Here is a 13,125-nt window from a genome sequence, read left to right on the forward strand (position 1 = left end):
TGGATTCTGTGGACAATCAGCGAACGGGTGCCGGCTCGGCCAGCAACGCGACAAGCTCCGGCACGGTGCCGTTGGACCGTTGGCCATAGGCGCCGGCATAGGTTTCGCGGATCGCTGATGCAGTCGCATGACTGGCGCCCACTTCGCTCGCCATCGTGTCGTAGTAGGTCATGTCTTTCAGCGCGTTGGAGATGGTGAAGCGGAACCCGGAGCTGTCCCCCCGCTCGATGAAGGGGCGCAGTCGTTCCAAGATGACACCGGCGCCACCGCCCTTGGCCAGCACATCGACGAGGACCTCAGGGCTGACATCAGCGCGTGCTGCACAGGCGGCGGCCTCTGCCAGGACGGCGGAGAAACCCAGAGACACGAAGTTGTGCAGCAGCTTGAGCCGATGTCCTGAGCCGACAGGTCCGGCGAAAGTGATGTTCTCGGCGAAGCTCTGCAGCAGTGGCAGACATTCTTGGTAGAGCGACTCGCCGCCGCCGACGATCAGGTTCAGTCGCCCCTCGGCGGCTTCTTTGGGCGTACGTGTCATCGGCGCGTCGATGAACTTGCCGCCAGCCTTCTGTACGGCGGCGGCGATACGCTCGGTCGAGGAGGGGATCGCCGTCGAGCAGTCGATAACCACGGTGCCCGGCCGCAAGGCGCTGAGGAGGCCTTGGGCGCTGAAAAGCACATCCTCGACCTCGGGGGAGCCGGTAACGCAGAGAATGACGATGTCGGCTTGGCCGGCGAGTTCCGAGATAGTCGGTGCGGTCTTCGCGCCTGCTTTCAGCAGTGCGTCGAGTGGCTGATTACCTGGGTGCTCGAGGACCACCAAAGGATAGCCATGCTTTGCCACATTCGTCGCGATGCCATGGCCCATCATGCCAATGCCAATCATGCCCACTGTTTTCTTCATGATTCTGTCTCCTATTGTTGTCTCGTGGCTCAGCGCAATGCCAGGCCGCCAGCGCAGATGTACTTGACCTCGACGTAGTCCTCGATGCCGTATTTGGATCCCTCCCGGCCGACACCCGACTCCTTCACACCGCCGAACGGTGCGACTTCGGTTGAGATCAGGCCCTCGTTCAGGCCGACGATGCCGCATTCGAGCGCTTCTGCGACGCGCCAGGAGCGGGCGTAGTCGGTGGTGTAGAAATAGGCAGCCAGTCCGAAGGGCGTGTCATTTGCCATTGCGACACCTTCTTCCTCAGTCTTGAAGCGGATGAGGGGAGCCACCGGGCCAAATGTCTCCTCATTCATGAGCTTCGCCTTCGGCGACACGTCCGTGAGGATCGTCGGCTTGAAGAAGCGGCCACCAAGGGCGTGGGCCTTGCCGCCGGTGAACACTTGAGCGCCCAGAGAGACCGCGTCGTCGATGTGTTCGCGAACCTTCTCGATCGCCGCGTCGTCAATCAGCGGTCCGAGATCCACGCCCGGTGCCATGCCATCGCCGACGACTTGAGCTTCCACAGCGATCCTGAGCTTCTCTGCGAACGCGTCGTAGACGCCGTCCTGGACGAAGATGCGGTTCGCACAGACGCAGGTCTGACCGGCATTACGAAATTTCGAGGCCATGACGCCGGTGACGGCGGCGTCGAGGTCGGCGTCGTCGAAAATGAGGAATGGCGCGTTGCCGCCCAATTCCATAGAAACCTTCTTCACCGTACCGGCGCATTGCTCGAGGAGTGTCTTGCCGACATCGGTGGAACCCGTGAACGACAGCTTGCGCACAACAGGGCTCGATGTGAGCTCACCTCCGACAACAGAGGCGGAACCCGTGACTACATTTAGTACGCCATCAGGAATTCCTGCTTCCTTGGCCAGAGCGGCGAGCGCCAGCGCAGAGAAGGGCGTGGCAGAGGCAGGCTTGATCACGATCGTGCAGCCTGCAGCCAAAGCGGCGCTAGCCTTGCGCGTGATCATTGCATTCGGGAAATTCCATGGGGTGATGGCGGCGACGACGCCGACGGGCTGCTTGATGACGATGATGCGGCGGTCCGATGACGGCGCGGGAATCACGTCGCCATAGATCCGGCGTGCCTCTTCCGAGAACCATTCAATAAAGCCAGACCCGTAGGCAATCTCACCCCGGGACTCTTTCAGCGGTTTGCCTTGTTCAAGCGTGAGGATCGTTGCGAGGTCTTCCTGGTGGGCCATGCAGAGATCGAACCATCGACGCAGCAGGCGGCTGCGTTCGCGCGAGCTGGTTGCACGCCATGCCGGAAGGGCGCGGTCCGCGGCGGCGATGGCTGCCTGGACGTCGGCGGCCGTCATGCGCGGCACAGTACCGAGCTGTTGCCCTGTTGCAGGATTTGTGACGGGCACCACTTCGCCGTCAGCAGCGTCTACCCATTGGCCATTCACGTGGCACTGTTGGCGGAAGAGGGAGGGATTTTGGATCTGCATGAAAAGAAACTCCGGTCGCTTTGACTTGAAGGGGGTATCAGGAAAGCCGGTTGGCGGGTCGTTCGCCGCGGCGCAGTGCCTCGATCCCGTCGATCAGAAGCCATCCCATGGCGTTGCGCGTTTCCTCCGTTGCGCTGCCGATATGCGGGCTGAGAAAGACGTTGTCGATGGCGCGGTAGCGCGGATCGACGTTCGGTTCGTTGGCGAAAACGTCGAGGCCAGCAGCAAAGACGTGGCCGTTGTTCAGCGCTTCGATCAGCGCATCGTCATCGACGATGTCGCCGCGGGAAATATTGGCGACGACAGCGCCAGGCGGCAGCGCGCGAATGTGCGCCTGATCGAGCGCTCCTTTGAGCTGTGGTGAACCCGGTGCCGCGACCAGCAGCATGTCGCTGTGTCGACACAGGCCATCTAGGGTCGCGTGGTAGATGGCGCCCTCGGCGTCCTCCGGCCCGAGTTGGGAGCGGTTGTGGTAGTGGATTTGCATGCCGAATGCTCGGGCACGCGTCGCGATGGCTCGGCCGATGCGCCCCATGCCGAAAATGCCGAGCCGCTTGCCGACCAGGCCTTTGCCCAGCAATTGAGTGGGCGCCCAACCCGGCCATTGGCCGCTGCGAACCATACGATCTGCTTCATAGCCGCGTCGTGCGGCATTGAGCAGGAGCATTAGCGCGACTTCGGCACAGGCATCGCTCAGGACGTCAGGCGTATGCAGAACCTCGATGCCGAGTTCGCCAGCCGTGGCCAGGTCGATGTGGTCGTAGCCTACCGAGAGGGTGGCCACCGTCTTGAGGGTGGGCGACAGTGCGCGCAACACGTTGCCGTCGATGCGCTCGGTCGCGGTTACCAGCAGCACGCTCGCACCCTTGGCGCGCTCGATGATGGTGGCGGAATCGGTCAGTTCGTCGCTTTCGTTGAGCTTTACGACGAAGCGCTCTTTCAGTGCAGCTTCGATCTCCGCAGGCATACGTCTGCATACGTAAGCATTTTCGCGCGACTGATTGTGATCCTGGGCCTTCATTGATGCAGTCTCCTCGTTGGTTTGCGACAGCGTCGCACGAAGTCGTTGTGTTCTTGTGATTTGTATTACAAATTCATATGACGAGTATGTCAAGCAAATTTGTTTGGGGTGCTATCATGTGAACTAGTGATGCCGCATCAACAAGCGTGCGGCGTGGCATCGATATGTGGAGCATTACCGTGCAGAGCACGACAGAAAATCTGGCGGAAGCAGAGCAGCTGCCGACAGGGAAAAGCGGCTTTGAGCCTACGTTGGCGGACCGCGTCACCGAACACCTCGCGGGGCAAATCCGGCGCGGCATGTACCCCGTCAATGCGCGCCTGCCGACGGAAAAGTTCATGACCGAGCAGTTTGGCGTGAGCCGCACCGTGATTCGTGAAGCCATTTCCCGCCTTAAGTCCGAGGGACTCGTGGAAAGCCGACAGGGGAGCGGTACGGTTGTGCTCAATCCGGCGACCGCAGAGGTATTTCGCCTTGGACGGGGCGGTTCCGACCCGGCCTTGGGTGTCGTGCGAATCCTGGAACTGCGTCGAGGGATTGAGGCGGAAATGGCCGCATTGGCTGCGGAACGCCGTAGCGAAAGGCAAATGGACGACATCCGGAACGCATTGCACGAGATCGACTCTGCAGTGCGCGCGGGCGGTGACGGCGTCGAAGAAGACCTGGCATTCCATCTTGCGGTGTCCCGTGCCACTGGCAATCCCCATTACACCGAGCTACTCGGCATGCTGACGCGGGCGTTGAGAGACGCCATTCGTCTCACGCGCGGCAATGAAGCCAGGCGAAGTGATCTGGCTGCGCATGTCCGCACCGAGCATGCGGAGATCTGCGCTGCGATCGAAACCCAAGATCCGCAGCGCGCCCGCCAGGCGGCCTTCCTGCACATGCGCAATACAGAGGAGCGGATTCTCACTGCCGAACGGGACTTCTGGACTGGCGATAGCCGGACTGCCGCGCAGAGACTGGCGGGTGCCGACCTTTCGACAGTGATACGGCGCGCTGGGGAAGGGGGCAGGACCGACGCCGAATAGAAGCGGCTTTCGCTTCACGAACCGGATCATTCCACCGGGGGAGCGCCGACGGGCCTCGGGCAGTACTTCTTGGCTGATCCCCCTTAGTTTTCCCCTGCTAACCATCACCGGACCCTCGCTGGCTGGTGCGTCGCACAACAATTGACGCTTCCATTCGACCTTCGCTGACCAGAAAATGAATACGTAGCCATTTTTGTACTGCATCGATTCATGTTGGTCAATACTTTTAATCAATCAAATCATGTTGTGCTGCTCATGCGCGAAGGGTCCGCGGGGTGACCCGAGGCACGCTCGTGAGAGGTGGTGTTTCTGTGAACCAGCACGGTCCAGTGCTGTGAGTGGCCTGCAGCGTCCCTCACGTTACCTTGCAAGGAAGTCCTTAAGCATGTCAAAAATTCGATCGGTAAAGGCCATTCCCCTGTCGTTTCGCTTGCCTGAAGGTAAGACCGTCACGCTCGGCATCGGCAGCACCATCAAGCGCGACACGATCATTATCCGCGTAGAGACCGAGTGCGGTGTTGTCGGGTACGGTGAGGCGCATCCTGGCCGCAGCCCGGGCGCCATCACGAGCCTGATCGCCAACACGGTTGCGCCGCTAGTCGTCGGGATGGATGCCTTTGATACTAATGGCGTCTGGAGCCGAGTCCACAAGATGCAACTCGCCAGTCATGGTACCGGCGCCGCAGCTTCGCTCGCGCTGTCCGGTATCGACATGGCGCTGTGGGATGTGCGAGGCAAACTTTGCAACCAGCCGCTCTATAAGCTGCTGGGTGGCAGCAACAAGGCGATTCCAGCGTACGCAGGCGGAATCGCGCTGGGTTACCAGGCACCGGAATCGCTGGCCGATGAGGCGCAGCAATACATCGACGCGGGATATCGTGCCATCAAGCTACGTCTTGGCGACGGCGTTGCCAACGATTTGGCCCGACTCACTCATGTCCGCTCGCGCGTCGGCGACAACATCGACATCTTGACTGATGTGAATGCCTCATATTCATTGGACGAGGTGCGTCGCTTGATGCCTGTCCTCGAGGACATCCGGGCGGGTTGGCTCGAAGAGCCGTTCGCATGTGACAACTTTGGTGCGTATCGGGCCGCAGCGTCGTTCAGCACGCGGGTGCCTCTGGCCGCCGGCGAGAACCACTACACGCGCTATGCATTTGCTCAGCTTCTCGACGAGGGCGCTGTGCAAGTCTTCCAACCGGACCTTTCGAAAACTGGTGGGCTCACCGAAGCCATGCGCATTGCCGGAATGGTGTCTGCGTGGGGCTATAAGGTACACCCGCACAGTTCTGCCACCGGCATCAATCACGCCGCCTGCGTTCACTACCTTGCCGCGGTCGATAACCCCGGGTACTTCGAGGCTTGTGTGTCGCACTACAACCCATTCCGCGACATGTTCGGTCCAGGTTTTGAGACGGATGCTTCCGGCTGCGTGAAGCCCCTGGAAAAGCCGGGCCTTGGCCTGGAGGTCGATGAATCCGTATTTGAAAGATTTGCGTTCATCGATGGCCCTGGCTACATCGTGAAGTTCTGATCCGAACAGATGTTTTTGCTGTGCACATTACTAGAGGAGACACAGTCATGAAGTTGTTTCGCATTGCCGCCGGGGCGGTCATGGCGTTGGCCACACTCGCCAGCTTCACTGCAAACGCCAAGGATGCGGCGTTTCCGTCCAAGCCCATTTCCCTTATCGTTCCCTGGAACGCCGGCGGTTCCGTCGACCTGACTGCGCGAAAGCTGTCCGAGATTCTGGGTAAGTCGGGTGTGACCGTGGTAGTCGAGAACGTCCCCGGTGGCACCAGCATTATCGGGCTGACCAAGGTGGCGAACGCCCAACCCGACGGCTATACGGTCGGCCTCGCCACCTCGTCTTTGATGGGCATCGTCGCGCAGAATGACACGAAGCTGCGAATCGACCAGTACAAGGCCCTGAACCAGACGACCGTGGAGCAACTTGTCCTGGTGGTGCCGAAGGCCAGCCCTGTCAACAGCATCGAAGACTTTGTCGCGCTGCTCAAGAAGAAGCCGGGCGCGGTGTCGATCGGCACGCCCGGCAACAACAATGTGAACCACACGTTGGCAGCAATGCTGGGGCGTGCGGCGAACGTAGATTTTGTCAATGTGCCCTACACCGGTGGATCGAAAGTACTGACCGATCTCGCAGGAAAGCAAATCGATGCCGGCGTACTGAAGCCTTCGGAGGTGATGGCGCAGATCAAGGGCGATCTGATCAAGCCGATTGGCGTTTTCTCGACGGAACGCGTGGCGATTCTGCCGAACGTCCCAACATTTGCCGAAAAGAAGATCGACGTGTTCCCGTACGGTCCGCTGGAGCAGATGTCCTATCTCGTTGCGCCAAAGGGCATTTCTCCTGAGCGCGCGCAGCAATTGCAGGAGCTGTTCGCCAAGGCCATTGCCAGCGATTCCTATAAGGCGTTTGCCAAGGAATTTGGCATGAAGGTGGCCGATGTCCGGGGCGACGACCTCCAAAAGCAGGCGGTAGCCATCCAGAACACCTTCAATACCGTGGCGCCGAAGATCTTTACCAAGCAATAAGAAGCCCTTATGTGGACGCCTCCCGGATTGCAAGCTTGTTTTGCATGTTGGTTGTCAGGTAAGGCAGCACGCGTATGTCCGGCCTGTTTGCGCAGGCCGGTTGAGCCTGCTGGCCCATATGGATTTCGCTGACGAGGGTCTCAGCTAACAATCGAACTCGACAGTTCAACGGTCTAATCAGACCTTCCTCGTCCCGGTCCAACCTGTTTGCCATCATGCAGTTTTGCTTGCGCTCCTTGGTGAAAGGGTTAAGTGAAGCGGAGCCTCATACAGGCGAGCGGCTACAAAGCCGTGCTCGCCTGTTGGTATCGGGTTCCTCGGTATAGGACAGCCCATATCGTGCGGGCAAGCTTGTTCGCCATGGCCGCCACCACGACGTTGAATGGACGTCGCTGCAGCAGACTGTCAAGCCACGGCGATCGTATGCCACGCGTGATCACGGCTCGGGCGCCGTGCATCAGTAACGTTCGCAAATAGGTGTCGCCGCGCTTACTCAATCCGAGTTGTCGGATCTTGCCGCCTGTCCCAACTTGTCGTGGCACCAAACCGAGCCAGGCAGCGAATTCTCGGCCGGAGCGGAAGGTGGCTGGGTTGCCAATGGTAGCGACAGCGGCCGTTGCGGTCAGCAGGCCAACTCCGGGGATCTCGGCGATCCTTTGACATTGCTGATTCTCGCGAAGGGCGATCTTGAGCCGATGCTCCAGGATGGCAATGTCCTTGTCCGTAGCCTGTACGCGGGCCCACTGTTCACGCAAGCTGTCGACAAGAATGGCCGGCAAGTGCTCCGCTGCAATGGCAAGAGCATCCGGAATCGCTTTTGAGAGCGCTTGATAGCCTTCCGGCAATGTCTGGCCGAACTCATGGAGCAGACCGCGTAGCGCGTTGGTCTGCATGATGCGGAATTTCATTAGTTGAGCGCGCAGGCGGTGTAGTGTGAGGATGGCTTGTTGTGCCTCGCTCTTGATGGCCACGAAGCGGGCGTCAGGTTGCTGGACCGCAGTCCAGATCGCCCGCGCGTCGGTGGCATCGGTCTTGTTGCGCAACACGAACGGTCGGACTGACCGTGCGCAGATCAGCCTGACGTCGTGACCAAGCCCCTGCAGTTGCCTAGCCCAGTGGTGCGCGCTGCCACAGGCTTCCATCGCCACCAGGGAAGGCTCGCGTTTCGTAAAGAACTCCAGGAGTTGGCTGCGCTTGAGTTTGATGCGCTCAGTTTCGCCGGTGGCCGAGTTGACTGCATGTAGTTGGAAGACATGCTTGGCGATGTCCATGCCGATTACGGTAAGCTTCATTTGGGATCCTCCCGTTCAGGTGGTTACTCGACATTTCCACTCTGGCACAACGATGCCGTGGCGGCGAGGATCCCCTTATTCCAACGTCATGGGGAACCCCCGTTGCCGGGGGGAGGCGTCCATACCATCTAACAAAATGATTTCCTGAGATGGCGCCAGCAGATGATGCAACCAGCCATTTTCAGGAAGGCTTCGTGAATGATTGCGAGGCGCTCGAAGCGGACTCGCAATCGCTTGAAGTTGTGCAGCCACGCGATCGTTCGCTCGACAACCCAACGCGTCTTGCCAAGACCGCTGCCGTGAGGCTCGCCGCGACGAGCAATCTCGGTGGCGATGCCGACGGCGTGCAGGGGCTTGCGGTACTTGTCGTGGTCGTAGCCGCGATCACCCTGAACGATGTGCGGTTTGGACAAGGGGCGACCCCGCTTGCCGCGGATCGGGGGAATCGCCTCGATCAGTGGCAGCAGTTGGGTAATGTCGTTGCGGTTGGCGCCCGTGAGTATCAGCGACAGCGGAATGCCTTGGGCGTCGGTCAGGACGTGGTGCTTTGAACCCATGCGGTTTTACACATCTCTGACCTTCCAAAGCGACCAGAGCGCCCGGGAAAAGCGTTTACTTTCAACGAGTTGAAGCGCCCCTTGTAAACTCTCTAAGTCTCGCGTTTACTGTCGCATTTTGGGTGACGCGTTGACGATTGAATCGACACACTGGGCAGCGACTGAGTTTGCCCACCTGGATCTCGGTGATGCGCGCCTCGACAAGCGAGCGAGGATGTTGATGGAGCGATTTGCGGCCGATCCGATGGCCAGCGTACCGAAGGCTTGCCACGGCTGGAGCGAGACCATGGGAGCGTATCGCTTCTTTGGCAACGACAGCGTTGACTGGCGCGATATTCTGGCGCCGCACTGGCAGCAGACCCGGCAGAGAATGGGGGCTGAACCCGTCGTGCTGTGTCTTCAGGATACGACGGAACTTGATTTTAACGGTCAAGGGGCTATCGGTCTGGGGCCGCTGAGCTATGAGGCGCAGCGGGGTATGTATCTCCATCCGACCTACGCCGTCACGCCGCAACGCGAACCGCTTGGTGTGCTGGACGCGTGGATGTGGGCGCGTGAGAAGCGGGATAAATTCGGCAAACGCGGTGGGCCAAAGGAAAGCTTGCGTTGGATTGAAGGTTACGAGCGCATCGCTGAAATGGCCCTGGAGCTCCCCAGCACGCGCTTGGTCTATGTCGCAGACCGCGAAGCCGACTTGATGGCGTTGATGCTGCATGCTCAAGAACTCGGTACGCCCGCCGACTGGCTCATACGTGCGGCCCACAATCGCTGCCTGCCGGATGGCGAGAAGCTGTGGCAGCGCACCATCAGCGGCAAGCCTATTGGCGAGATCGCTTTCACGATGGGATCGCGCCATGGCGTCAAGGCCCGCACCGTGCGTCAGCAACTCTGGGTGCAACGGGTTGATCTGCCAGCAGGTAAGGGCAAGACGGTCGCGGCGACGAGCATCGTCGCACGCGAGTTTGATGCGCCTGCCGGCGTCAAGCCAATCGAGTGGCGCCTCCTGACAAATCGCAGCGCAGCTAGTCTGGACGATGCGATTGAGCTTATTGACTGGTACCGCGCGCGCTGGGAGATAGAGACGCTGTTCAACATCCTGAAGAACGCCTGTCGCGTTGAAGCGCTCCAGTTGTCGGCGATAGAACGCCTTGAGCGCGCTTTGGCACTGTTCATGGTCGTCGCTTGGCGCATAGCGCATCTGATGCGGCTCGGACGCACTTGCCCGGACCTGGACGCTGACTTGTTCTTCGACCCGGATGAAATACGCGGCGCCTATCTGCTGACCCGTGTCAAACAGCCTGCTAAGCCAACGCTGAATGAAGTGCTTCGCCTGATTGCACGCCTTGGCGGCTTCCTCGGCCGGAAGAGCGATGGGGAGCCCGGCGTGAAGACGATTTGGCTTGGCCTGAAAGAAGTTCATGTCGCTGCGAAGACTTTGCGAGGATTACGAGTCGTCGATGATGGGGACAATTGTGTATAACCGCATGCTTTGAACCTGGTCGCGCGCGATCTGTGGGGTTAGGTCCTGTTTTTGACCCGACCCCACTGCCCGGATAGAAGAGGAATCGACGACTACACGAGACCAGTCGATGCGATTGGCCGCACGAAGCTTGGCCGGAAGTACCTCGTGCAGACGGTCCCAGACGCCAGCCTTCTGCCAGGCATGTAGGCGTCGCCAGCAACTCATGCCTGAGCCGCAGCCCATTTCCTGCGGCAGCATTTCCCAAGGGATGCCGGATTGCAGAACGAACAGGATGCCCGTGAGCACGGCACGATCGTCCAGCGGCTTGCGCCCGGGATAGCGGGCGCGCCGAGGCTTCGGTGGCGGCAGCAGTGGCTGGATGATTGCCCACAGTTCGTCGTCGAGTATTGGTTTTGCCATGTCCTTTGCGCAGCGATGACTGCGCAAAGGTTAACAAAAATCACTTGGGGTTAACAGCCCCCGTAAACTCATTTTGTTAGATGGTATGGACGCCTCCCCCCGGCAACGGGGGTTCCCCATGACGTTGGAATAAGGGGATCCTCGCCGCCACGGCATCGTTGTGCCAGAGTGGAAATGTCGAGTAACCACCTGAACGGGAGGATCCCAAATGAAGCTTACCGTAATCGGCATGGACATCGCCAAGCATGTCTTCCAACTACATGCAGTCAACTCGGCCACCGGCGAAACTGAGCGCATCAAACTCAAGCGCAGCCAACTCCTGGAGTTCTTTACGAAACGCGAGCCTTCCCTGGTGGCGATGGAAGCCTGTGGCAGCGCGCACCACTGGGCTAGGCAACTGCAGGGGCTTGGTCACGACGTCAGGCTGATCTGCGCACGGTCAGTCCGACCGTTCGTGTTGCGCAACAAGACCGATGCCACCGACGCGCGGGCGATCTGGACTGCGGTCCAGCAACCTGACGCCCGCTTCGTGGCCATCAAGAGCGAGGCACAACAAGCCATCCTCACACTACACCGCCTGCGCGCTCAACTAATGAAATTCCGCATCATGCAGACCAACGCGCTACGCGGTCTGCTCCATGAGTTCGGCCAGACATTGCCGGAAGGCTATCAAGCGCTCTCAAAAGCGATTCCGGATGCTCTTGCCATTGCAGCGGAGCACTTGCCGGCCATTCTTGTCGACAGCTTGCGTGAACAGTGGGCCCGCGTACAGGCTACGGACAAGGACATTGCCATCCTGGAGCATCGGCTCAAGATCGCCCTTCGCGAGAATCAGCAATGTCAAAGGATCGCCGAGATCCCCGGAGTTGGCCTGCTGACCGCAACGGCCGCTGTCGCTACCATTGGCAACCCAGCCACCTTCCGCTCCGGCCGAGAATTCGCTGCCTGGCTCGGTTTGGTGCCACGACAAGTTGGGACAGGCGGCAAGATCCGACAACTCGGATTGAGTAAGCGCGGCGACACCTATTTGCGAACGTTACTGATGCACGGCGCCCGAGCCGTGATCACGCGTGGCATACGATCGCCGTGGCTTGACAGTCTGCTGCAGCGACGTCCATTCAACGTCGTGGTGGCGGCCATGGCGAACAAGCTTGCCCGCACGATATGGGCTGTCCTATACCGAGGAACCCGATACCAACAGGCGAGCACGGCTTTGTAGCCGCTCGCCTGTATGAGGCTCCGCTTCACTTAACCCTTTCACCAAGGAGCGCAAGCAAAACTGCATGATGGCAAACAGGTTGGACCGGGACGAGGAAGGTCTGATTAGACCGTTGAACTGTCGAGTTCGATTGTTAGCTGAGACCCTCGTCAGCGAAATCCATATGGGCCAGCAGGCTCAACCGGCCTGCGCAAACAGGCCGGACATACGCGTGCTGCCTTACCTGACAACCAACATGCAAAACAAGCTTGCAATCCGGGAGGCGTCCACATAAGAGCTTCTAAGCCGTTCGCAAGTTTGCGTTCCCAGGTTGGGGCGCACACTTGCCCTCCCCCAGGGGCGTTTGCCTCCAGCCATCTTCCTGACGCTTTCCACAGCCCATCATCGCGGGCAGCGCGCAACAGTGGTCAGCGTTGACCCCATACTCTTTATGAACAATCACCGCTTCAACGAGCCGCGTCAGCTATTGCGCTCGATGTTTGATGCTGCTGTCGCTCGTGCCCACCCCTTCCACTGCATCGCACCCTATCCAACAGTTGGAAGCTATCGTCGTCGAGGCCGACGCCGTGATGGTGGCGCGCGGTGACCTCGGCGTTGAGATGCCGGCGGAAATAGTTCCTTCACTGCAGAAGCAAATCATTTGCGCATGCCGTCGGGCAGGGAAGCCCGTAATCGTGGCAACATAGATGTTGGAGTCCATGATCGCGGCGCCCGTACCGACGCGTGCGGAAGCAGCTGACGTCGCCACAGCGGTCCACGACGGTGCCGATACGGTGATGCTCTCTGCCGAGTCTGCCTCGGGAAAGTATCCTGTTGAGGCTGTACTCATGATGGATAGCATCATCTCGCGCACGGAATCGGATGCTCTCTACCATGATGCGATCCAGGCAAGCCATACCGCACCTCGCGCTGAGTCTGCCGATGCCATCGGCTACGCAGTACGTCACGTTGCCGGCCTGCTGAGAGTACCTGCGGTTGTCACATTTAAATGACCGGGCTGCTTGTACTACTGGACCTGGTGGTCCAGTCGCCATCGCAGGCGCGTGAGTTCGTGCGGCCAGGTCGAGGCTGGCGGGCTCGCCCACGTTAATCAGAATGAAGAATGGTGGTAGTGGAGCGGGAAAGACGACGGCAAGGTCCCCAACACGAATTCGCCTTCGTCACACAAATTGC

The 13,125-nt window shown here is 59.7% G+C and carries 9 protein-coding genes and 3 pseudogenes; 6 read left to right on the plus strand and 6 right to left on the minus strand.

Annotation, left to right across the window (positions count from 1 at the left end):
- Positions 1-16 precede the first annotated feature (16 nt).
- Genes RS901_RS36745 through RS901_RS36755 form a run of 3 tightly spaced genes read right to left on the minus strand, consistent with a single transcriptional unit; the run spans position 17 to position 3,412 of the window.
- Positions 17-901, minus strand: a complete 885-nt coding sequence (locus RS901_RS36745; RefSeq protein WP_316157761.1) for an NAD(P)-dependent oxidoreductase — start codon at positions 899-901, stop codon at positions 17-19.
- Between the two features lie 29 nt (positions 902-930).
- Complete coding sequence (locus RS901_RS36750) at positions 931-2,391, minus strand: NAD-dependent succinate-semialdehyde dehydrogenase (protein ID WP_316157762.1); 1,461 nt, start codon at positions 2,389-2,391, stop codon at positions 931-933.
- Between the two features lie 37 nt (positions 2,392-2,428).
- A complete protein-coding gene (locus tag RS901_RS36755; RefSeq protein WP_316157763.1) occupies positions 2,429-3,412 on the minus strand; it encodes a D-glycerate dehydrogenase in 984 nt (327 codons plus the stop codon).
- Between the two features lie 164 nt (positions 3,413-3,576).
- Here RS901_RS36755 and RS901_RS36760 point away from each other — a divergent pair, with 164 nt between their 5' ends.
- The 3 genes from RS901_RS36760 (at position 3,577) to RS901_RS36770 (ending at position 7,002) form a co-directional block, all read left to right on the plus strand.
- The gene (locus tag RS901_RS36760; protein ID WP_410054269.1) at positions 3,577-4,443 is read left to right on the plus strand and encodes a FadR/GntR family transcriptional regulator; all 867 of its coding nucleotides are present in this window, start codon (positions 3,577-3,579) and stop codon (positions 4,441-4,443) included.
- 385 nt (positions 4,444-4,828) lie between these two features.
- The gene (locus RS901_RS36765; RefSeq protein WP_316157765.1) at positions 4,829-5,980 is read left to right on the plus strand and encodes a mandelate racemase/muconate lactonizing enzyme family protein; all 1,152 of its coding nucleotides are present in this window, start codon (positions 4,829-4,831) and stop codon (positions 5,978-5,980) included.
- 47 nt (positions 5,981-6,027) lie between these two features.
- On the plus strand, positions 6,028-7,002 hold the full coding sequence (locus RS901_RS36770) for a tripartite tricarboxylate transporter substrate binding protein (protein ID WP_316157766.1): 975 nt from the start codon (positions 6,028-6,030) through the stop codon (positions 7,000-7,002).
- A 281-nt stretch (positions 7,003-7,283) separates the two neighbouring features.
- Here the strand turns inward: RS901_RS36770 and RS901_RS36775 are convergent, their stop codons facing one another.
- Both RS901_RS36775 and RS901_RS36780 read right to left on the minus strand, forming a co-directional pair.
- Positions 7,284-8,294, minus strand: coding sequence for an IS110 family transposase (locus tag RS901_RS36775; RefSeq protein ID WP_316157767.1), 1,011 nt, complete (start codon positions 8,292-8,294; stop codon positions 7,284-7,286).
- 128 nt (positions 8,295-8,422) lie between these two features.
- Positions 8,423-8,854 (minus strand): annotated as a pseudogene (locus tag RS901_RS36780) (IS5 family transposase); the annotation flags it as partial.
- Between the two features lie 127 nt (positions 8,855-8,981).
- Between RS901_RS36780 and RS901_RS36785 the strand changes: the two are divergent.
- A complete protein-coding gene (locus RS901_RS36785; protein WP_425476451.1) occupies positions 8,982-10,331 on the plus strand; it encodes an IS4 family transposase in 1,350 nt (449 codons plus the stop codon).
- On the opposite strand, the pseudogene RS901_RS36790 reads toward RS901_RS36785, so the two are convergent.
- Positions 10,327-10,733 (minus strand): annotated as a pseudogene (locus RS901_RS36790) (IS5 family transposase); the annotation flags it as partial. The gene RS901_RS36785 and the pseudogene RS901_RS36790 overlap by 5 nt on opposite strands.
- A 208-nt stretch (positions 10,734-10,941) precedes the next feature.
- On the opposite strand from RS901_RS36790, the gene RS901_RS36795 reads away from it, so the two are divergent.
- A complete protein-coding gene (locus tag RS901_RS36795; protein WP_316157767.1) occupies positions 10,942-11,952 on the plus strand; it encodes an IS110 family transposase in 1,011 nt (336 codons plus the stop codon).
- Positions 11,953-12,479: 527 nt separating this feature from the next.
- Positions 12,480-12,938, plus strand: a pseudogene (locus RS901_RS36800) (pyruvate kinase); the annotation flags it as partial.
- Positions 12,939-13,125 lie beyond the last annotated feature (187 nt).

Origin of the sequence: Cupriavidus sp. BIC8F (genome assembly GCF_032465815.1) — a bacterium.
GTDB lineage: Bacteria > Pseudomonadota > Gammaproteobacteria > Burkholderiales > Burkholderiaceae > Cupriavidus > Cupriavidus necator.